The 21059-nt window shown below is 43.1% G+C and carries 18 protein-coding genes and 1 pseudogene; 5 read left to right on the forward strand and 14 right to left on the reverse strand.

The genetic code is table 11. The annotated features are described in order from the left end of the window. The first annotated feature begins 164 nt into the window (after positions 1–164). Positions 165–965, forward strand: coding sequence for a metallophosphoesterase (locus VRUMOI_RS11105; RefSeq protein WP_089139867.1), 801 nt, complete (start codon positions 165–167; stop codon positions 963–965). Positions 966–1096: 131 nt separating this feature from the next. On the opposite strand, the gene groL is transcribed toward VRUMOI_RS11105, so the two are convergent. Both groL and VRUMOI_RS11115 read right to left on the reverse strand, forming a co-directional pair. Further along, positions 1097–2746 carry a chaperonin GroEL gene (gene groL / locus VRUMOI_RS11110; RefSeq protein WP_089139868.1) on the reverse strand — a complete coding sequence of 550 codons (1650 nt, stop codon included), beginning with the start codon at positions 2744–2746 and terminating at the stop codon, positions 1097–1099. A gap of 63 nt (positions 2747–2809) precedes the next feature. Then, the gene (locus VRUMOI_RS11115) at positions 2810–3100 is read right to left on the reverse strand and encodes a co-chaperone GroES (protein ID WP_027697946.1); all 291 of its coding nucleotides are present in this window, start codon (positions 3098–3100) and stop codon (positions 2810–2812) included. Between the two features lie 412 nt (positions 3101–3512). On the opposite strand from VRUMOI_RS11115, the gene VRUMOI_RS11120 reads away from it, so the two are divergent. Beyond that, a complete protein-coding gene (locus tag VRUMOI_RS11120) occupies positions 3513–4850 on the forward strand; it encodes an MATE family efflux transporter (protein WP_174208803.1) in 1338 nt (445 codons plus the stop codon). Positions 4851–4960: 110 nt separating this feature from the next. Here the strand turns inward: VRUMOI_RS11120 and cysE are convergent, their stop codons facing one another. The 4 genes from cysE to VRUMOI_RS11140 form a co-directional block, all read right to left on the reverse strand. Further along, complete coding sequence (gene cysE, locus VRUMOI_RS11125) at positions 4961–5782, reverse strand: serine O-acetyltransferase (protein ID WP_089139870.1); 822 nt, start codon at positions 5780–5782, stop codon at positions 4961–4963. A gap of 222 nt (positions 5783–6004) precedes the next feature. Continuing rightward, positions 6005–7027 (reverse strand): NAD(P)H-dependent glycerol-3-phosphate dehydrogenase, encoded by a 1023-nt coding sequence (gene gpsA, locus VRUMOI_RS11130; RefSeq protein ID WP_089139871.1) that lies wholly within the window; start codon positions 7025–7027, stop codon positions 6005–6007. Positions 7028–7205: 178 nt separating this feature from the next. Then, positions 7206–7667 (reverse strand): protein-export chaperone SecB, encoded by a 462-nt coding sequence (gene secB, locus VRUMOI_RS11135; RefSeq protein ID WP_089139872.1) that lies wholly within the window; start codon positions 7665–7667, stop codon positions 7206–7208. Between the two features lie 115 nt (positions 7668–7782). Then, the gene (locus tag VRUMOI_RS11140) at positions 7783–8238 is read right to left on the reverse strand and encodes a rhodanese-like domain-containing protein (protein WP_089139873.1); all 456 of its coding nucleotides are present in this window, start codon (positions 8236–8238) and stop codon (positions 7783–7785) included. A gap of 551 nt (positions 8239–8789) precedes the next feature. Here VRUMOI_RS11140 and gpmM point away from each other — a divergent pair. Both gpmM and VRUMOI_RS11150 read left to right on the forward strand, forming a co-directional pair. Continuing rightward, positions 8790–10334: a 2,3-bisphosphoglycerate-independent phosphoglycerate mutase gene (gene gpmM / locus VRUMOI_RS11145; protein WP_089139874.1), complete on the forward strand. Its 1545-nt coding sequence runs from the start codon at positions 8790–8792 to the stop codon at positions 10332–10334. Between the two features lie 242 nt (positions 10335–10576). Next, positions 10577–11725: a murein hydrolase activator EnvC family protein gene (locus VRUMOI_RS11150; protein ID WP_089139876.1), complete on the forward strand. Its 1149-nt coding sequence runs from the start codon at positions 10577–10579 to the stop codon at positions 11723–11725. Between the two features lie 419 nt (positions 11726–12144). Here VRUMOI_RS11150 and ltrA read toward each other — a convergent pair. Further along, positions 12145–13612: pseudogene (gene ltrA, locus VRUMOI_RS19725) on the reverse strand (group II intron reverse transcriptase/maturase). A gap of 617 nt (positions 13613–14229) precedes the next feature. Between ltrA and VRUMOI_RS19235 the strand changes: the two are divergent. Next, complete coding sequence (locus VRUMOI_RS19235) at positions 14230–14373, forward strand: hypothetical protein (protein ID WP_162598321.1); 144 nt, start codon at positions 14230–14232, stop codon at positions 14371–14373. 83 nt (positions 14374–14456) lie between these two features. Here VRUMOI_RS19235 and VRUMOI_RS11160 read toward each other — a convergent pair whose 3' ends face one another. From VRUMOI_RS11160 to VRUMOI_RS11190, 7 genes are all read right to left on the reverse strand, one after another. Beyond that, positions 14457–15335 (reverse strand): hypothetical protein, encoded by an 879-nt coding sequence (locus VRUMOI_RS11160; protein ID WP_089139849.1) that lies wholly within the window; start codon positions 15333–15335, stop codon positions 14457–14459. Continuing rightward, positions 15335–15979: a helix-turn-helix domain-containing protein gene (locus tag VRUMOI_RS11165; protein ID WP_089139850.1), complete on the reverse strand. Its 645-nt coding sequence runs from the start codon at positions 15977–15979 to the stop codon at positions 15335–15337. The genes VRUMOI_RS11160 and VRUMOI_RS11165 overlap by 1 nt, the downstream gene beginning before the upstream one ends. Then, complete coding sequence (locus VRUMOI_RS11170; protein WP_089139851.1) at positions 15970–16764, reverse strand: TIGR04255 family protein; 795 nt, start codon at positions 16762–16764, stop codon at positions 15970–15972. Before VRUMOI_RS11170 ends, VRUMOI_RS11165 begins: the two co-directional genes overlap by 10 nt. Positions 16765–17301: 537 nt before the next feature. Further along, positions 17302–18027, reverse strand: coding sequence for a hypothetical protein (locus VRUMOI_RS11175; RefSeq protein ID WP_089139852.1), 726 nt, complete (start codon positions 18025–18027; stop codon positions 17302–17304). 156 nt (positions 18028–18183) lie between these two features. Then, positions 18184–18450 carry a hypothetical protein gene (locus tag VRUMOI_RS11180; protein WP_089139853.1) on the reverse strand — a complete coding sequence of 89 codons (267 nt, stop codon included), beginning with the start codon at positions 18448–18450 and terminating at the stop codon, positions 18184–18186. Positions 18451–18722: 272 nt separating this feature from the next. Beyond that, positions 18723–19688 carry a DHH family phosphoesterase gene (locus VRUMOI_RS11185; RefSeq protein WP_089139854.1) on the reverse strand — a complete coding sequence of 322 codons (966 nt, stop codon included), beginning with the start codon at positions 19686–19688 and terminating at the stop codon, positions 18723–18725. A gap of 126 nt (positions 19689–19814) precedes the next feature. After that, positions 19815–20981, reverse strand: a complete 1167-nt coding sequence (locus VRUMOI_RS11190; protein WP_089139855.1) for a nucleotide sugar dehydrogenase — start codon at positions 20979–20981, stop codon at positions 19815–19817. Positions 20982–21059: the final 78 nt, after the last annotated feature.

Consider the following 21059-nt stretch of genomic DNA (forward strand, 5'->3'; position numbering starts at 1 on the left):
AATAACATTTTCAGCAGTAACACAAAGGCGTTTTTGTTCCTGAGCAATCTATTGCTTTCTGTACCATCACGTTGACACGCATCTTGATGTGGGCACAGTGTACTAGAAATTAATATGCCCCGCAGTTAGTCTAATATAAGAAGAAGACATTTGAGTATTGTAATATGAATCCATCCTTTCAAATAATATCAGACTTACATGAAGAATTTTCTGGGATCACGGTCAAAGACCTAGTTAACCCTCAAGCAGATATAGTTATCCTTGCAGGTGATATAACACACGGAGTTGGACTTGCAGAGATTGCATTGACAGCTGCCAAATCAGAACCGCAAATTGAATTTGTTGTTATTGCTGGAAATCATGAGTTTTACCATAAAGACTTTGACTATCTAGATTTTTTAGCTTGCATCCCTCTTTGGAATCAACTGAGTAAAAATCTTCATTTCCTTGAAAATACTTCCATTGTCCTCGATAAATATGACCTTGAAATTTTTGGAGGTATAGGTTGGACAAATTTGCGTGGACTCAATGATGTAAATACTCTTTCACTACAAATGAGACTCAACGATTTCAAATATATTTCCGTGAACAGACAACGATTGACAGCTGCAAAAATGAAAGCATTAAACGCTGAGTTTAGAAGCGCATGTATTAAATCCATGTCTTCTTCATGCTCAAAAAATAAAATTGTTGTAAGCCATTTTCCACAAAGTATGGCTCTCAAACACTCTGAGTTTCCACTAGAACTTTTGACGTATTATTTCTGCTCTGATGATAATGAATTAATTCGTGAGTTATCTAACTTAGGGGTAAAAATCATGCTCAGTGGACACACTCACGACAACTTTGATTCTATGGTGGAAGGGGTGAGACAAATTTCGAACCAAATCGGTTATCCAAATGAAAACAGCTTCAACGACAACCTGCAAAGATCGAAAAAATTGTTTAGCTTACTGATTGATTAGACCACTGTTAAAGTCCTAATAAAAAAGGCTCAAACCTAAGTTTGAGCCTTTTGAAACTAAGTGATTTAACTAACAGATGTTGAGTTAAATGGTTCCGTTGAGTTTAGATGTTCGCTGCCCAGAGGCTAGCACTACATCATGCCACCCATACCGCCCATTCCACCCATGCCGCCCATATCTGGCATTGGAGCCGCATCTTGTGGCTTATCAGTCACCATCGCTTCTGTTGTGATCATTAGACCCGCAACCGATGCTGCAAACTGAAGTGCAGAACGTGTTACTTTAGTTGGATCTAGGATACCCATTGCGATCATGTCGCCATACTCGCCCGTTGCTGCGTTGTAACCGTAGTTACCTTCACCTGCGCGCACATTGTTAGCAACTACTGATTCTTCATCACCAGCATTCTTCGTGATTTGACGAATTGGTGATTCCATTGCGCGAAGGGCTACGCGGATACCCACATTTTGCTCTTCGTTATCACCAACTAAGCCGCTTGCTGCAACAGTCGTTGCTGCACGAATAAGTGCAACACCACCACCAGCAACGATACCTTCTTCAACCGCAGCGCGAGTGGCGTGAAGTGCATCTTCAACACGGTCTTTTTTCTCTTTCATTTCAACTTCAGTGGCTGCGCCAACTTTGATTACCGCAACACCGCCGGCTAGTTTAGCAACACGCTCTTGAAGTTTTTCTTTATCATAGTCAGAGGTTGCATCTTCGATTTGTTGACGAATTTGTGCAACGCGACCTTGAATCATTTCTTCATCACCAGAACCATCAATGATTGTGGTGTTTTCTTTAGTGATAGTCACACGCTTCGCTTGACCAAGATCTTCTAACGTCGCTTTTTCTAACTCTAGGCCGATTTCTTCAGAGATAACCGTACCCGCCGTTAGAACCGCGATGTCTTGTAGCATTGCTTTACGACGATCACCGAAACCAGGTGCTTTCACTGCCGCCACTTTCACGATACCGCGCATGTTGTTCACAACAAGGGTCGCTAGTGCTTCGCCTTCAAGATCTTCTGCGATGATCAATAGTGGGCGAGACGCTTTTGCAACTGCTTCTAGAGTTGGAAGCAATTCACGGATGTTTGAGATTTTCTTATCAACCAAAAGGATAAATGGATTGTCTAAATCCACGCTGCCTGCTTCTTGGTTGTTGATGAAGTAAGGTGATAGGTAGCCGCGATCAAACTGCATACCTTCAACAACATCGAGCTCATCTTGCAGTGCTTGACCTTCTTCAACCGTGATAACACCGTCGCGACCCACTTTTTCCATCGCTTCAGCAATAATCTTACCCACTGAGCTATCAGAGTTAGCAGAGATCGTCGCTACTTGCTCAATTTCAGTGCTGCTTGAACAATCTTTAGACAGCCCTTTTAGCTCTTCAACGGCAGCGACAACCGCTTTGTCGATGCCACGTTTTAGATCCATTGGGTTCATACCCGCCGCAACCGCTTTAAGACCTTCAGTGATGATAGATTGCGCCAGTACTGTCGCGGTAGTTGTACCGTCACCAGCCACATCATTCGCTTGAGAAGCCACTTGCTTCACCATTTGTGCGCCCATGTTTTGGAATTTATCTTCCAATTCAATTTCACGAGCCACAGACACACCATCTTTAGTAATGGTTGGTGCGCCATAAGATTTGTCTAGTACAACGTTACGACCTTTAGGGCCTAAGGTTACTTTTACTGCGTCCGCTAGGATGTTCACACCTTCTAGCATTTTTACGCGAGCGTCATTACCAAATTTTACGTCTTTTGCAGCCATGTTTTTTGTTCCTTATAAAATCTATTGAATGCTTTGGTTTTGAATTCAGAAGTCGACGTTTGCTTACTCAACAATCGCCATGATGTCGTTTTCAGACATGATTAAAACTTCTTTACCATCGATTTTTTCAGACTTAGTGCCATAGCCTTCCGCAAAGATCACAGTATCACCCACTTTTACGTCAAGTGCTTGAACTGTGCCATTTTCTAAAATACGACCTTTGCCGACAGCTAGAACTTTACCGCGTGTTGATTTTTCCGCAGCTGAACCAGTTAATACGATGCCACCAGCAGACTTTGATTCTACTTCTTGGCGCTCAACGATAACTCGGTCATGTAAAGGACGAATGTTCATCTGTGCATCTCTCCTGATTAGATGTTCATAGAAAATTAAAAACACCGATCTAATTCGTATCGGTCTGCTTGAATAGGTTGGGGGGAAAGAGGCAAAACCCAAGGGGGGAGGCGAAAAAAATTGTGATGAAGATCAGAATAAAGGAAGTTACGGGAGCCAAGTACGCTTCGCTCGAGGTCTGAAAAAGAGCCCAAAAGAAATGGCGAGAGTCGGGTGCGCTACGCTCGAGACACGAAAAGCGAGCGAAATCGCTTTTAATCTTTTCGGCTCTCGAGTGAAACGTCCCCTAACCTCTAACCTCGCTTTTAAGCTCCCGAGCGAAGTGTCCCCGTAACCCGGTGCTCGCTTTTCCCCTAGTCACAAGTAACAAAAAACCTTATCCTAACCGCTTCATCACCAGCGAATCATTTCCATGCAAGATAAACATGGCTTATTAACAGGCCCCATTCCCAAGGTATTGCAAACCATGACCCTTCCGATGGTAATAGGGTTACTGGCGATATTAACGTTTAACCTGGTTGATACTTTCTTTATCTCTTTGCTTGGCACTCAAGCTTTGGCTGCCATCAGTTTTACCTTTCCAGTTACGTTTGGTGTCAGTTGCATCACCTTAGGCATCGGCATGGGGCTATCAGCCAATGTGGGGCGTTTGCTCGGTCAAGGCGATACCAGTAATGCCGCGCGCTTTTCGACTCACGGTCTTATTCTCGCCGTATTACTAGTAACGCTCGCCTCTACGCTTGGCTTGCTCACTATAAAGCCGCTATTTCGCATGCTAGGTGCAACCGATGATTTACTTCCATTAATCAACCAGTATATGCAAATCTGGTACTTCACCATTCCGCTGTTAGTCATTCCAATGGCCGGCAACAGTGTGATTCGTTCAACCGGTGATACCAAAACACCTGCAAAAATCATGATGACCGCAGGTCTCATCAATGGCGTGCTCGATCCTTTACTCATCTTTGGATACGGCCCATTTCCTGAACTCGGCATTCAAGGGGCCGCTATTGCCAGTGCGGTCAGTTGGTTTGGCGCTTTATGTGCAGCGTTATTTATCTTAATCAAGCGAGAAAAACTATTAGCGCCGCCACAAATTAAACGAATTTGGCAAGACTGGACACAGATATTAAAAATTGGCACACCGGCGGCTTTTTCGAGCGCAATGAATCCATTATCGGGCGCCGTGTTGATGATGATGCTCGCCAATTTCGGTCATGAAGCGGTGGCAGCTTATGGGGCCGCACAGCGAGTAGAGTCGATGATGATTATTGTATTAATGTCATTGGGTTCCGTACTCACGCCATTCATAGCCCAAAATATCGGAGCCAACAATCAAGAGCGTAGTTTTAGTGCTTTATTTCTTGCCATGAGATTTGCCGTCATCTTCCAGCTTGGCTTATTTATACTCATGGTACCGCTAAGCATGCCCATAGCCTCATTGTTTAGCCAAGAGCAAAGCGTACAAGATTTCTTATGGCATTTTTTGATAGTGGTTCCGATCAGTTATGGCTTTCAAGGTATTGTAATGATGTTAGTCAGTTGCCTAAATGCCATGCATTTACCACTGAAAGCCTTCTTATGGAACTTCTCACGTTTGTTTATTTTTACTTTACCTTGCGCTTGGCTAGGCAGTCGATTAAATGGCGTTGAAGGGTTATTTATTGGGATTGCTGTCGGGAATGTGATGGGTGGGATGTTAGCGTACGGGTATGCATGGAGGATGAGAAGAACAGTAGCGATGGCCTAGTGCGCTTCGCTTCGTGTTGCGGGTAAACACTCTTCCACGCTACACGAAACTCGCAACAGTCTTTATCTTTTCGGCTCCCAAGCGCAACGTCCCCGAAGCCCTACTCAGTTTTAAATCCCCGCTCCATCAACAAGCTTATGGCCGTTACCATTAAAGGCTTGGTCCATATCTTCCGATGGTTTATTACTTTGTGGACGCCCCACGATTTTTGCCGGAACGCCAGCGACCGTAGTGTGAGGGGGAACGGCTTGAAGCACCACAGAACACGAGCCAATTTTCGCGCCTTCACCAACTTCAATATTACCGAGAATTTTCGCGCCAGCACCAATCATTACCCCTTCGCGGATCTTAGGATGACGATCGCCACATTCTTTACCGGTACCGCCTAGCGTGACATCTTGCAAAATAGACACATCATTTTCAACTACGGCCGTTTCACCAATAACGATGCCAGTTGCGTGATCGAGCATGATACCTTGCCCAATGCGTGCAGCCGGGTGGATATCTACCTGACAAGCAACTGAAATTTGGTTTTGTAAGTAAGTGGCTAACGCAAAACGGCCTTGTTTCCATAACCAGTTAGCCACGCGATAACCTTGTAGTGCGTGGTAGCCTTTCAGGTATAAAAGCGGGGTTGAATACATAGATACTGCTGGATCACGATTAACAATCGCGCAAATATCACAAGCCGCACTGTCGGTAATAGAAGGGTCGTCTCTAAACGCTTCTTCGACTACTTCGCGTACCGTCATCGGTGGCATGGTCACCGTTCTCAGCTTATTGGCTAAAATATAGCTTAAAGACGCAGCCAAACTATCGTGATTAATGATGGTCGAGTGATAAAAACTCGCCAGCATCGGCTCTTGCTCCGACTGGGTTCTGGCTTCTTCTACAATCGTATTCCAAACTTTTTGTTTTTGGCAGTGTTTCATATATGTTCCTAGTTACTGATCCCTAGTAAAAAGTTCATCCGAGAGCGGTTCTGCGATCGCTTGCCTTTACTCGAAGAGCGGTTCCTAGTCCCTAGTTTCTTGTCCCTAGGAAGCGTAAACAGGGATCGCTTTGCTGTTACACGCAACTCGAAACCCGCAACACATTACCGCCTTTTCAAATCTCGAACGAAGCGTGCTCGAAGCTCGGCTCTGCTTTTCGCTTTACCCTTCCGCTTTCTTTTGTCTGGCAAGTAAATCTTGCGCTGCAACACGTGCATCTTTTCCTTGATACAGTACTTGATAAATTTGATCAACAATTGGCATTTCAACGCCCATTCGGTTAGCTAATAACCACACCTCTTTGGTATTGCGGTAACCTTCCACCACTTGACCAATTTCAAGTTGAGCGGTATCAACATCCTTACCTTGCCCCAAAGCAAGGCCGAAACGTCGATTACGTGATTGGTTATCGGTACACGTAAGTACTAAATCACCGAGCCCTGCCATTCCCATAAAGGTTTCAGGTTGAGCCCCTAACGCTGCGCCTAAACGACACATTTCCGCAAGACCACGAGTAATTAACGCGGTACGCGCATTGGCACCAAAACCGATGCCATCCGACATACCTGCACCAATCGCAATCACGTTTTTGACCGCGCCGCCTAATTGCATACCCGTGAAGTCATTATTGGCGTAAACACGTAAGGTTTTGCTGCAATGAATGGTGTTTTGAAGATCTTTAACAAATGCTTGATCAGGCGAAGCGACTGCGATCGCGGTTGGCATACCGGCGGCCAATTCTTTAGCAAATGTTGGACCAGAAAGAACGGCAAATGATATATCATCACCTAACACATCATGCGCAACATCTTTTAATAAACGTCCGGTTTCTGGCTCAAGTCCTTTGGTCGCCCAACAAATACGAGTATCGCTACGTAAATGCGGCTTCAAGTCTTTTAACACAACCCCAAACACATGGCTTGGCACGACCACCAACAAATCTCGGCTAGCGGCAACGGCTTTCGACAAATCAGATTCAATAATCAATGACTCAGGAAAATCAATGCCAGGTAAGAATTCTTCATTAGAGCGATCTTGCTCTAAAGCGGCCATATGCGCAGGCTCATGCCCCCACAAAATAACTTTTGAGCCATTACGCGATAAAGCGATGGCTAAAGAAGTACCGTATGAACCAGCACCGATCACTGTCATTACGACATCATTATTGTCTGTAGCATTTGTCATGGTTGTGACCTTTCCGTAATTAATTAAGCGAGTGTCACTCGAACGCCTCGCTCAACAAGTTGTTGAGTGCCAAGTGACCGCTTCCCTAACTAGAAGCGTAACCGCGTCTCCATAAAAACAAAGAGCGAAACACTATATAGTTTCCGCTCTTTTGTTTTTTACTGCAATAGAAGCGAAATTACGCTTCTTGTGGCGCTTGTTCAGCTTGTTGCTGTAGGTAGTTCATGAACAACGCATCAAAGTTAACTGGTGCTAGGTTCAATTGTGGGAACGTCCCTTTAACGACTAGGCTAGAAACGGTTTCACGAGCGTATGGGAATAGGATGTTCGGGCAGAATGCACCTAGGCAATGCGCCAATTGGCCTTGTTCCATGTTCTCAGCAGTGAAAATACCACCTTGTTGAATTTCACATAAGAAAGCGACATCTTCAGCATTCTTAACCGTAACCGTTAAACGTAAAACCACTTCATAAACGTTATCGCCCAATTCACGGCTTTGCGTATCAAGATCTAGCTTCACATCTGGTTCCCAATCTTTTTGGAACATTTGTGGTGAGTTTGGCGCTTCAAAAGAAAGATCTTTTAAGAAGATACGTTGAATTGTGAAGTTTTGTTGTTCTTGAGGTGCTGCTTCAGCCATGAGGAAGTTTCCTTTTAAATTTAAATATAATTTTCGAATCTTGGACGTTTGGTAACTCGAGTGTGGCTTTTATCATCCCTCTCTTGAGAAACAATAACTAGGCTCAAGTGTTTGCTTATTTTTTACCTTTTTTACTTGCTGGTTTATCAGAAACCAAAGGTAAATTATTTTCGTTCCATGCCGTCATACCATTTTTAAGTACGCTTACTTTTTCAAAGCCCGCTTTACTCAATAGATTCGCACTTTCGTGTGATGTTTGACCTGTCTTACACAAAACTATGATTGGGGTTGCTTTGTATTTTTCAATACTAGATAGCGCGCCTGACTTGATTTCTGATGGTAAAATGTGAACTGAGCCCGCAATATGACCACGTTTAAATTCATCATTAGTACGTGTATCAACCACAACACCACCTTCACGGTTTACTAAGTGAGTTAATTCACTTGCACCAATGGTTTTATATTTTGCTGTCGATGACTTAAAGATCGTCCCGATCAATGCGGCTAGCACACCTACCCAAACCAAAGCCAAAATCATGTTTTGTTGAAAAAAATCGATATACTCTTGCATGCCCTACACTCATAAATGCACTAGCTGGGAACATCCACAGCCAAATATTGGAAAGGGCAGAGTATAACGGGCAATATCAGTAAAAGATAGTTACGAGAGCCGAGAGCGCTTCGCTTCGTGACGAGAGTAAAATAAAATCCAAACTCGTTGATTAGGCACCCCGCTGCTCGTGATTTTTTGTTGCGTGATACGTGAACGCTTCGCTCCCTATTGCGAGCAAAGTGATTCCGTGATCGCTTGCTTTATTCGAAACTCGAAACCCGCAACACGTTACCGCCTTTTAATCTCTTCAGCTCTCCAGTAAAACGTCCCCGCCTCTCGGATCGGCTCTACTCTTTTCCACCTATTAAACCCATCGATGAATTCAATTTTCATCTAGACTAATTATTAGGCATAATGCACCCATAGCTTGAAAATTAGCACCAGATAAATGTGACACCGAAGGGATGAGACTCCTTAAATTGATCTTACCCTACAGTTAAGAGCGAAAAGTGTAGTAAAATTACGCTCAATGAGATTCCTATTTTTGTATTTATAAATGAGGTTTGAACATGTCAAATAAGAAGCCAATGGCTCTAGTGATTCTTGATGGTTGGGGTTACCGCGAAGACAACAGCGACAACGCTATCGCAAATGCAAATACGCCAGTGTTAGATGGTTTATTTGCTAACCAACCAAACACCCTAATCTCTGCATCAGGTTTCGATGTTGGTCTACCTGACGGTCAAATGGGTAACTCTGAAGTCGGTCACACTAACATCGGCGCTGGCCGCGTGGTTTATCAAGACCTTACTCGTATTACTAAATCTATTGCTGACGGTGAGTTCAAAGACACGCCAGCACTTGCTAACGCGATTGATAAAGCGGTAGCCGCAGGCAAAGCCGTCCACATCATGGGCCTTATGTCTCCAGGTGGTGTACACAGCCATGAAGACCACATTTACGCAGCCGTACAAATGGCAGCAGAGCGTGGCGCGAAGAAAGTCTACGTTCACGCTTTCCTTGATGGTCGTGATACTCCGCCACGTAGTGCTAAAAACTCACTGCAACGCTTCCAAGATCTATTTGCAGAATTGAACCTAGAAGAAGGCCGTATCGCATCTCTTATTGGTCGCTACTTTGCAATGGATCGTGATAACAACTGGGATCGCGTACAAAAAGCTTACGACTTATTAACCCAAGCTAAAGCAGAATTCACTTTTGACTCTGCAACAGCAGGTCTTGAAGCAGCTTACGCTCGTGAAGAAAATGATGAGTTCGTTCAAGCCACCGAAATCCGTTCTGAAGGCCAAGCTAGCGCCGCTATCGTTGATGGCGATGCCGTGATCTTCATGAACTACCGTGCTGACCGTGCGCGTGAAATCACTCGTACTTTCGTACCTGATTTTAATGACTTTGAGCGTGAAGTTTTCCCAAGCATCGACTTTGTTATGTTGACTCAATACGCAGCAGACATTCCACTACTTTGTGCATTCCCACCGGCATCATTAGAAAACACTTACGGTGAGTGGTTATCTAAATGTGGTAAAACTCAGCTACGTATTTCTGAAACGGAAAAATACGCTCACGTGACTTTCTTCTTCAACGGCGGTAAAGAAAACGAATTTGAAGGTGAAGAACGTCAATTAGTCGCTTCTCCAAAAGTTGCAACTTACGACATGCAGCCAGAAATGAGCGCGCCAGAGCTAACGGATAAACTGGTTGCAGCAATCAAATCTGGTAAGTTCGACACCATCATTTGTAACTACCCGAATGGCGACATGGTTGGTCACACTGGCGTGTATGAAGCAGCAGTAAAAGCGTGTGAAGCCGTTGATGAATGTATTGGTCGTGTTGTAGAAGCAATTAAAGAAGTGGATGGTCAGCTATTAATCACTGCCGACCACGGTAATGCTGAAATGATGATCGACCCTGAAACTGGTGGTGTTCATACTGCGCATACTAACCTTCCAGTGCCACTGGTTTATGTGGGTAGTAAAGATCTTGAATTTAAAGCAGGCGGTAAGCTATCTGATCTCGCGCCAACCATGCTTGAATTAACAGGAATGGAAATCCCTGCAGAAATGACAGGTCAAGTGATTGTCAATCTTAAATAATTGATACAATTCCCCTATCAATTGTATGTTTGTCTGATATATCATTAAACACAATTAGGCTTACATACAATTACTCAAATGCTTTGGGGCAACCTTAATCGTTGCACCAAATTCGCGAAGAGTATTGAACAAGGCCCACTTACATTAAGTGGGTCTAATTCTTGGGAAATGCTCCACTTATGACAATGACTCAATCAAAATTCAATTCAAACGCGCACTCACGTTTTTCGTTTTTTCGATTGATGAACTTTTTCCGTTTACCTTCTTTTTTCACGGTAAACTATCATCATTTTGTCTTCACGCTACTTATCAGTACCGCGGTTCTTACTCCAAGCCTTTCCTATGCCGCGTCAAAGGAAGATCTCAAAGGTGTCTCGGCAGAGATTTCTCGTCAAAAAACGTCACTAACAACACAACAAAAAAAGCTCAATCAATTACAAGGTGAACTTAAAAACCACGAAGTTGCCATCTCAAAACTAGGTCAAGAGATCCGCAGTAACGAACGAGAACTCACACAAGTTCAAGCTAACTTAACCGAATTAAAAGCTCAAACACGCAAGCTAGAGCAAACCAAAAAACAGCAAAAAGACACGCTTGAACAGCTGATAAAAACCTATTACCTCACGAGCCGTAGCAATAACCTGCCACAAATTATTCAAGGTGGCGATGCGGGAAAAAATGATCGCATTAGCCAATACTTTCAACACCTCGCAAAAGCTCGAAGTGAAGCCATAGAAGCCTTGAGCGAAACACAAACTGAACTATCACAAAAAGAACAATTGTTATCACAAGAAGAAAATCGCCAGGCGACACTCCTTGCTGATAAAAAAGCGAAACGCGATGATTTAATCAAGGCACAAAGCCAACGTAAAGGCACCGTCAGTAAGATACAAAGCAACATCCGTAACAATCAAAGCAAGTTGGCCGAATTACGTCGTAATGAAAACCGCCTAAAAGCAGAAATTGCAAAAGCCGCTAAACGTAATATCTCACCAATGAATGGTCTAGCAGCCTATCGCGGTAAGTTACCATGGCCATTAAAAGGCAGCATTCTACATAACTACGGCACTTCACAAAGCGGACAAATTACCTGGAAAGGGATAGTTATTAACGCTAAACAAGGTGAAGCCGTCAAAGCCGTGCATTCAGGAAAAGTGGTCTTTGCTGAATGGCTACGTGGCTATGGATTGGTGCTACTCATCGACCATGGCAAAGGTGATATGACGCTATATGGTTATAACCAAACCTTGCTGAAAAAAGATGGGGATGTGGTTGCCGAAGGAGAAACCATTGCATTGGCAGGTAACACTGGCGGACAAGATAGACCTTCATTGTACTTTGAGATCCGCCGCAATAGTCAGGCGCAGAACCCGAGAAGCTGGTTGAAGTAAAAAATTGTGCGGGGTGCGAGTGCGCTACGCTTCGAGAGCCGAGTAAAAGCCTCTCGCAACAAAAATTGGTCATCCTGAAAAGCGACGAAGGAGCGCAGTTCAAGATCTCCCACAACAACTTGAGCTCAACACGCTGTAGGAGATTCCAAACAGCTCGTCCCTCACTTTTGGAATGACAGGTAGACTTTCAGCTCCCGAGTGAAACGCCCTGTAGGAGAGGAATAAAGTTTCATACTAATTGCTACTACTACGCCCGAATCGAGCTACAGCCGAGTATTAAAGTATCATACTCGTTGTACCTCACTTCTGTCGGATAAGCGACACTTGTTACCAAGTGCCGCTCTCCTAAGAACCGTACGTGCAACTTTCACTGCATACGGCTCAAGCCTCCGCTAAGGCGTATTACGTTACCCAGCAACCTAGATAGCAGTTAAAGCAGGGTCAAACCAAGAGTGACGGCCTTCCTTTTTCGGCTTCCTCTTTGCCAAGTAATCTTGGTAAAGCGGATCGAATGGGGTTGCTGCACTTCTGATTTTTACATGCCTTTTAATCGGCGTTTTCGCTATTTGAATTAGGTTGTAGTGACAGTCCATATTGGCGATTTTCTGCCAACCGTGAAATTGCCACCCACCACTTCTATTCATGTAGTATTTTCGCCTTACCCAGTCTTTTGGTTTAGTGGGATGGCGTCTAACCGCCCATCGCCACAGTAACCAGAAGATTTGATGACCGAGGTAACCGAAAGTGCGCTTTGCAACGCAGTGGCGATAATAGTTCGCCCAACCTTTCAGCTTAGGGTTCAGTAATCTAATGAGATCATTGACTGGCATTGTTGCGTGCTTCTTGATGAGTTCACGCAAGTTACCCAAGAAAGCGAGAACGTTGCTCTTACTCGGTTTGATGAGCAATTTGCCTTTGTACTTCCTGAGGTTAAAACCTAGAAAATCAAAGCCGTCATCTATATGAGTAATGTGTGTTTTCTTCAGAGAGTGCCAACCCTCTTTCTTTTAGAAAATCAATCACCCGTGGTTTGACTTCGTTAACAAGAACATCTTTTGACGAACCTGTTATCACAAAATCATCCGCATAACCGATAAAGTTAACTCGTTCTCCCGATTTCTTAGCGACCTCTTTCACGAGCTTTTCTAGGCCCGCAAGCGTCAGTAACATAAGCGTTGGAGAGATAATTCCTCCTTGCGGAGTTCCCTCCGACGTTCGGTAGAACAAGCCCTTATCGATATAGCCAGAGCCTAACCACTGCTTCAGCATCCTTTTGTCTATTTGAACATGTTCAAGTAGCCATTCATGCCCAATCTTGTCAAAGCAAGCTTTAATATCCCCTCAAGATCCAGCGACCTGAGCGCTTAAGACACAAGCATTTGAAGCATTGTGCTATTGCGTCAGCCGTGCTGCGATTAGGGCGAAAACCGTAGCTATTTGGATCTGCTATCGTTTCCGATATCGGTTCAAGAGCAAGCAGATAAAGCGCTTGTTGCGCTCGGTCTATCATGCATGGAATACCGAGGGGTCTAAGTTTGCCGTTCTTTTTCGGGATGTAGATACGTCTGAGAGGTTTGGCTCGATAGCATTTACGGTTCAATTGATTAACTGCGGTCATTCGACGAGCATCCGTATTCCAGATGACACCGTCGACTCCAGGTGTGTTACTGCCTTTGTTTTGGGACACTCGCTTCACGGCCAGTAATTTGGCCGATCTCGAGTGCGTTAAGACCCACTGCAAAGCTTTCGCTTTACTGTGTTTTCCTCTCGGGTTGCTTTTGCAATGCGCATTTGAAGCTTTAACACGTGCGACTCTACGGCCTTCCAATCGATGGATTGCCATTGAGTGCCATTAGGAGAGGCACTAACTTCTGATGAAGTCACCATTTGCGTTTCTCCTTGAATAAAGTTCTTCAAATCATCTTGCAACGGGAGACCAGTTAGAAGTCAGCTCGCTTTCGCGCCAGATATAAACCTGTATCCACTTCATTACAAAGCGGCCTTTGCTTTCTCTAACCTCCTTTACCTGCACACCTATCGGCAATCTTCGCAGACTGCTTTCCCAATGGGAGATATACAGGCTTACCCTGTTCCGTATGTCGCGCAAAATATCAGGTTAGATGCCCACTATAGTGCGGAGAGTACATCGATCACGAAAGGGTACTGTCCAATCCCTTCCCGACTCTCATTGCCATTTTGGCCACAGCGTATTAACCACTTCCGCTGCTTCATCATATAACGCGCCTTACGTGGATTCACTTACGTTCATCATACTGACACCCTAGCACTTACCCAATTCGTGGTTATCAGGAGGAACATCCTCTCACGATTCAGTTCCCACACAGCCTAACGACCGTGTTTCGTTACATTGTCGGATCCGCTGCTTTATTCAGGATCCTAGGGTCATCTGGTGATACAGATGGTGCACTCTTATCGTGGTGAACAACGCTTCATACGACTTCAGGTCGCACGGACAGGAACGTGTTAGTGGTTTTGCTAAATTAGTGAAGTACGGATTAGGTGGGGTATGGCTAACCGCTACGTCCAGCTCTTCTCTTGGTCATTACATGAGTTTAATGGCTGAATATCAGACGGTTATTGTTGCTGCTATAAGTGCTTTATCTAAAGTAGGTTGGTATGGCGCTTAAAACAGACGTTAAATGGCTTCGGATTATGATGGAAAAAATAGACGCTAGATTGACCTAGCTGGAAAACCAGCGCCTTAAGTAATCTAGTAGATTCCAGGTCGCACGTCTGGCGGAACATCACTTTCTTCACTGTACGAAAGCTCATCAAGGTAAAGTCTTTTAAAGTCCTGTAGAACTGCGACCGATATCTTGGTTGAGAATTTTGCCGAAGCAACCACATTCATGCCAGCAGCGGATAAAATAGTGGCGTAATTATCGAGGCACCCCTGTGCTTCTGCCAAATCAGCCGTAGGATCAACTAGCCCTAGCATTTGAACTTTGTACTGTTCATTTTCCTTTAAATCTCTATCGGGGTGTATGTTTACATATACACCAAGAAAGTCACCAACCAGTGCTTTTTCTTTTTTGCGAGATGGTTTGCTTTTCTTTTTCCGCTCAGCGGCAATCATATCGTTGAATTGGGTAGGCAGCGCAGGTTTAGTGTAGTGAGAGCCTAACCAGTCGACAAAACTGCTTTTATCATATTCTTGAAAAGTTAAATTCTCATTTCGCGGAATATCTAGTAGCATCTCTTTGGGGATAAAGATCTTTTCTAATATATTGATACGAACACTGTGCTCTAACAAGGCGACACTGTTGTTGCCATCACCATCACCATCTTGAGATTCGACCAATGAATTGTAACGAGTATCCAGTTCACGAGGATGTTTGTTAAATTCTTTGCTTCTATCTCTAGAGGCAATATAGTAAGCAACGGCTAGTTGTACAGTGTTGACGTTTGCATTTGCTATGTTGCATGACTGAGTTGCGATGATTAAAACAAAATCAAGAGCTGCTAATTCGTTGGGGTCTACATCAATACACGTACCTGCAAAGATTAGAGGAAGACTGTGATCTTTCTCAATTATGGAGCCTTGTAGCCAACCTCTATCTTCTAATCGTTTTCCAACAGATTGCGTCATTATGCAAACGGATCCTCTAAATCATCTTCGCCTAGATGGGCAATATGCAATGATGCACCTTGAAACATTACCATGTCCTGATCAAGCTCTTTCTCGGATAACAATTCCAGTAAAGAAGAGCCTGATTGCCCTTTTAGAAACAAAGTATCTCTATCGGATCTGAAACCTCTACTTGTCCATTTAGAAGCAATATTGTTTAGCTCTAATATTCGTTTCGCTTTGCTTCGGTTTGGTCGATTTAAACCGTTCATCCAATTGTGAACAGTTTTTCTAGCTGAACCCACAACTTCAGCTAGCTGTTCATTTGTTAAATCGAATGTGCTTTTCACTTGGTTCAAACGTGACGAAAAATCAACTTCGGTAGGTTTTGGAGTAGCCTCCTTTTGAACATCAAACTTGCAGATGTTTCTTCCTTTAACTAAAACGCCACCACTAGCGTTTGTTGCAATGAACTCCCAAGCGTAGTCAGCATCACCAGACAAAGTAGTTGGTTGTACTTGTACGATTTTAAAAGTTTCTCGCAGACCTTTTTGGCGAGCGAAGGCAGTAACAGATGCTCTTGAAGCACTGTCACTCAGAATTTGCTTGTTGATAACATAATGATCAACTGCTGCATATCCTGAATCTACTTGAGCTACGACCATACATTTTCCCTTGCATATTCGGAGGTTATATTCCAGAAAGCCTGACGAGAAGTCTCGTGAAGCTTATGCAATGATGACACTATTGAATCAACATTGAAATCTTTTTGATTTTCGTCGTCGTGCCAAAAATGATCAAAGTCTAAAATAACTCGAACTGAGGTCTCAGGATCTGGTTTGATTTCAATAAATTTATGATGCATCAGTTCTTCGAAGACAACCATGTTAGTCATACCAGTCACGCTGCGGACAACTAACATTGAGTCGTCAACTTGAATTGCTGTCTCTGATTTGTGAGATGCTTTTAAACCTAAGCTTGCTAGCTCAGGAGTGAAAAATACGGACTGTGTATCAAACATTTCAACAAGACCTTCATCACTGTCTGGCACTGGTGATTTAATGCAATCAGAAAAACGAAGACCGAGTCTAGAATAAAGAGCAGGATTAATCGTTTCGGACAACACTGATAAAAGCATTTTGCATCTGTCAGCAAAACCTTCGAATCGGTCGTAGTCCTTCGTAACGAATACCAATCTATCAGGTGATAGCAAAACGTGACTCATCTTGTCTTTCGTTGAAAATATGTACTTGTGAACAGTTTCTACAGAAATACCTGAGTGAGCTACGTTTACAGCCTGTTCTGAATCTCGGGCGAATAGAGGGTAATCATGGCGAACTTTGTCTTGAATCTGTGGAATGTATTGTTCCAAGTTCAAGACTGATGAGAATCGAACTTCAACCAACACGCAAACCAACGGGTGGTTATTTAACTTTTTGAATTCTTGCATAAAATCGCCTTAGCAATACCTGTTTCCAGAAAGCTTTTTAATAGTAGTATCATAAATATAGTACACACTTTACTCTATGCGGCTCTAAATTACACACGTTTTTACACATATTTTTACACACTAGTGAGCCATCTTTGATTCTGGAGTTAGCGCTTATGTAATTTATGAGGGTAAAGCTGTGTATGTACTTGCCAAGGAATATTAAAATTGCGATGCCATGTGACTCAGCCAAAAGAGGTGCCACCATGTGGTTTCCTTGCTTTTTCCGTGGGTCCATTCAGCCCAAAAAAGCAATAATCTGTATATAACACCAGTGCTGATTGATTAGAGTAAACCGAGTCTTTCACAATAAGTTCGGCATGAGAAAAAGTAGTGTAAATCACCTCGATGTGGCTGGAGTGATTGGGAGCTGCTGACACAGAATGGGGCAAGAATACGTTAGCGATGCTCGTGAAGGCATACCTTTAAATAAAATGCCGCTCTGAGGCGTTGTATATTAGAAAACTATAAAGCAACTAAGCTCTCAATGTTATTGTTCTAAAATCTGTAATCATTTAAAGGCCAAACTACACCTCTTTCAAATGATTGCATGTCCGTATTTAAACTCGGCGCATCTAGCTCGTATGGAATTGCGCCCAAATATCCATTGGAAAATCTCCTAACAATATAACCACTAAGGTCTTTCTTATAATCGGTAGGTATGCACTGAGGCCATACACCACATAACAGCATTAAGTTAAACGATAAGTAGTGTCTGTCATAATTTGCACTTTCATATGAAATGGAAAGAGAGAGACCGTTCCCGTACTTGACCTGAATTTGTACTAGTTGACCATTCATCTTCAAACGAAAGTTCCCAAGTAAAAATATCAAACAGAAAACAAAGTCACGGAAGCGTAGTTCGTTTCTAGACTCTATCTCATGGTCAATCCCAACTAGCGCAAAGATAGCACATAAACTATCCTTCACTTCGTCAAGAACGCCAATCCCGCTATTTCGTTGTTTCGGCAGATCTGCTCCATCAAAAGTTTTTAGAGTATTTTCATCAAAAAAATCAATGACATCTTGGAATGAACTAATCACAAGACCTCGGTCTTTTTCATCCGGATGTGCTAAAAAATCACCAAGTTCACGAAAGATACTTCCTTTAGGTGTGTAATCTCTAGCTAATACGATAAACATAGCAGTATCATCTTGATCAAAAGATCTATTAATGAATTTGCCATAGAACCGTTCAATATGATGATGTGTGTATTTATTCATTTCAGCCACAAACCTAACAGATGTTTTTTCAGTCTATATGGATTAGATATTATGGGTCAAACTAAGGACAGGTAAAGCGACGTTGACTATCGTTTCAAACACGCCTTGGAGCATTTTTGATTCTGGTGATTAATTCCGAAACACAAACATACTGGTTCACAGATCATCAATATCAACGTCAATTTCTGGGGAGTTTTCTCTTTGCTTAACTAGTTCTCGGTCTTGTTCATCTTCCTCAAATTCAATTCGGGAAGAGTCAAAAACATCACGTCGTTCAACTAGAAAATCGCTACCAGCCTTATCCGCATCTTCCGAATAAGCCCCCCAATCTTTTTCACTTGTAGTCGCGAGTCCATCGGAGTGTGCAGTATGACTTGTTAAACCTTCTAAAAGGTCTTTTTCTGACAACCGTTTTTTACTCATAACTTACTTCTCGATTCAAAAATGACATTAGATAATTTATAGCATAGTGAGCAGCTAGAAATTAGCTCAGAAACAAGGAAAGGGGCAGAACCTTCTTAAAGCCATAACATCCGTAATCACAAAAGGCAGCGTACCGATTGGAGAACGCTGCCTTTTAGTATGACACTTTAATAATTAGTAACTTTATTCTACTCACACACGTCCCCGTACCCCGGCTCTGCTCTTATATTTTCACACGACACGAAACACGCCACTCGTCATATCTTTTCAGATCAGCGCTTAAATCTCTTCGCCATTACCTCAACAAACTTCTCAACCTTCTCTATTGGTAGGCGATTAATTCCTGCTGCCGCACGACGCCCGCCACCATTCGCAAATTGATTACACACCTCATCCGCCCCTTCTCGACGGTTTAACGGCGCGCGAACACTCACGGTATAATCGCTTTCACTTTCATTAAGGGTTAATACGGCAAACGCTTTGTCTGGATTGTTGTTGACCAGTTGATTGCCAAAGTCACCACTTATTCTTCTCGCCCAAGCTTTATTAGGCAATAAGAAGACGTCGTAATCTGGAGTTTCAATCATGGGTTTACTGTCTGCAAGCTGAGCAAGATCTTGCTGGTAACCGGCTTTTAATTGATAAAAAATCGATGAGGAATCTTCGAGTAAATCAAATGGATCTACATAACTGAGTAGTGTTTGAAAAAGCTCAACTGGAGCGATATGAAGATCATCTAAACTCGCACCATAACCATTGTAATTAATTAAAGTGCCTAGCTCTTTTAGGAACGCAGTTTGCGATGCTAACAAACCACTTTGGTTGGCCAACGCCAAAGCTCGTTTCGTCATATTGTCGCCAAACGCCCCAGCAATAGCCCAAGTTTGAAACTGCCCTTTTAAATGCTGATTAATCAATAAGCTAGTGCAGGTTTCTGCATCAAGATTAATAAGAGAGGTGAGGTAAGAAGATTGAGGAATATCACCACTTTGATGATGATCGCAATAAAAGATAGGAATGTGTTGTTCAAGCAGAGAGTTAAGCGCAGTAATATTTTTTTGTAGAGAGATATCTAAGACCGTTACGGATGTCGCATCTCCCTTTTCAACCACTTGGGAAAGCAATTGAATATCACGCTTTACACCCGTAATTAATCGACTGATTTTAGGATCAGCCAAACGCAACTGAAGCAATGCGATAATGCCATCCGCATCACCGTTAAAAACATCGTAATGCATGAAAATCCTTTTTAACACAGTTCCGGGAGCCGAGTGCGCTTCGCTTCGAGAGCCAAGTTATCGCGAGCTTTTAGCTCCTCGGCTCCCAAAATGAAACATCCTTGCAACCCGCTGTGCTTTTAGATTTTAATCCGAACCAAACAAATCGCGGGTATAGACTTTATCTGCAACATCGGCCAATTCTTCAACCATGCGGTTAGACACAATCACATCCGAGACTTGTTTAAATTCTTCAAAATCACGAATCACACGAGAACGGAAGAAATCGTCCTCTTTCAATACTGGCTCATACACTACAACTTCAATGCCTTTCGCTTTCAAACGTTTCATAATCCCTTGAATGCTCGACGCTCGGAAGTTATCTGAGCCTGCTTTCATGATCAGACGATAGATACCCACGACTTTCGGGTTGCGCTTAATAATCGAATCCGCCACAAAATCTTTACGAGTGCGGTTCGCATCCACAATCGCACCAATAATATTATTCGGTACTGAGTCATAGTTGGCGAGAAGTTGCTTAGTATCTTTCGGTAAACAATAGCCACCGTAACCAAAAGATGGGTTGTTATAGTGGTTACCAATACGAGGATCTAAACCAACACCTTCAATAATCTGACGTGCATTTAGGCCATTCGCTTCGGCGTAAGAATCGAGCTCATTGAAATAAGCAACACGCAACGCAAGATAAGTGTTCGAGAACAACTTCACTGCCTCAGCTTCAGTCGAATCAGTAAACAACACATCAATATTGTCTTTAACCGCACCTTCTACCAATAAATTAGCAAAGACTTGAGCTCGTTCAGATTGCTCACCGACAATGATGCGAGATGGGTATAAATTGTCGTATAACGCACGACCTTCACGTAAAAACTCAGGTGAAAACATAATATTTTCACACTGCATTTCTTGCTTAATTTTCGCGGTATAACCCACTGGTACTGTCGATTTGATCACCATGACCGCATCAGGATTAATGGCCATCACATCACGAATCACCGCTTCAACCGATGACGTATTAAAGTAATTGGTTTGTGGGTCATAATCGGTTGGGGTGGCAATTACAACAAACTCAGCGCCTTGATAAGCAGCTTGTTTATCCAATGTCGCAGTCAGATTTAATTCTTTTTCTGCTAAAAACTGCTCAATTTCCGCATCAGCAATAGGAGATTGACGATTGTTAATCATTTCCACTTTTTCAGGAATGATATCGACTGCTACCACTTCATGGTGTTGCGATAGTAGGACGGCATTGGAAAGGCCTACATAGCCTGTACCTGCAATGGCGATTTTCATAATGTAACTCACTACTTAAAAATTAATGAAAGACTGAATTGGCGCTAGAGTACATTAAATGATCATTGAACTCTATGA

The sequence above is a fragment of the Vibrio rumoiensis genome, assembly GCF_002218045.2.
In the GTDB taxonomy this organism is placed as follows: domain Bacteria; phylum Pseudomonadota; class Gammaproteobacteria; order Enterobacterales; family Vibrionaceae; genus Vibrio; species Vibrio rumoiensis.

Excerpts from the sequence above, each read along its gene's own strand:
- groL (WP_089139868.1), bottom strand. The coding sequence starts at position 2,746 with ATGGCTGCAAAAGACGTAAAATTTGGTAATGACGCTCGCGTAAAAATG.
- VRUMOI_RS11120 (WP_174208803.1), top strand. The coding sequence starts at position 3,513 with ATGCAAGATAAACATGGCTTATTAACAGGCCCCATTCCCAAGGTATTG.
- gpsA (WP_089139871.1), bottom strand. The coding sequence starts at position 7,027 with ATGACAAATGCTACAGACAATAATGATGTCGTAATGACAGTGATCGGT.
- VRUMOI_RS11150 (WP_089139876.1), top strand. The coding sequence starts at position 10,577 with ATGAACTTTTTCCGTTTACCTTCTTTTTTCACGGTAAACTATCATCAT.
- VRUMOI_RS11140 (WP_089139873.1), bottom strand. The coding sequence starts at position 8,238 with ATGCAAGAGTATATCGATTTTTTTCAACAAAACATGATTTTGGCTTTG.
- VRUMOI_RS11115 (WP_027697946.1), bottom strand. The coding sequence starts at position 3,100 with ATGAACATTCGTCCTTTACATGACCGAGTTATCGTTGAGCGCCAAGAA.
- VRUMOI_RS11165 (WP_089139850.1), bottom strand. The coding sequence starts at position 15,979 with ATGGTCGTAGCTCAAGTAGATTCAGGATATGCAGCAGTTGATCATTAT.
- VRUMOI_RS11105 (WP_089139867.1), top strand. The coding sequence starts at position 165 with ATGAATCCATCCTTTCAAATAATATCAGACTTACATGAAGAATTTTCT.
- secB (WP_089139872.1), bottom strand. The coding sequence starts at position 7,667 with ATGGCTGAAGCAGCACCTCAAGAACAACAAAACTTCACAATTCAACGT.
- VRUMOI_RS11180 (WP_089139853.1), bottom strand. The coding sequence starts at position 18,450 with ATGAGTAAAAAACGGTTGTCAGAAAAAGACCTTTTAGAAGGTTTAACA.
- VRUMOI_RS11190 (WP_089139855.1), bottom strand. The coding sequence starts at position 20,981 with ATGAAAATCGCCATTGCAGGTACAGGCTATGTAGGCCTTTCCAATGCC.
- VRUMOI_RS11175 (WP_089139852.1), bottom strand. The coding sequence starts at position 18,027 with ATGAATAAATACACACATCATCATATTGAACGGTTCTATGGCAAATTC.
- VRUMOI_RS11170 (WP_089139851.1), bottom strand. The coding sequence starts at position 16,764 with ATGCAAGAATTCAAAAAGTTAAATAACCACCCGTTGGTTTGCGTGTTG.
- gpmM (WP_089139874.1), top strand. The coding sequence starts at position 8,790 with ATGTCAAATAAGAAGCCAATGGCTCTAGTGATTCTTGATGGTTGGGGT.
- VRUMOI_RS11160 (WP_089139849.1), bottom strand. The coding sequence starts at position 15,335 with ATGACGCAATCTGTTGGAAAACGATTAGAAGATAGAGGTTGGCTACAA.
- cysE (WP_089139870.1), bottom strand. The coding sequence starts at position 5,782 with ATGAAACACTGCCAAAAACAAAAAGTTTGGAATACGATTGTAGAAGAA.
- VRUMOI_RS11185 (WP_089139854.1), bottom strand. The coding sequence starts at position 19,688 with ATGCATTACGATGTTTTTAACGGTGATGCGGATGGCATTATCGCATTG.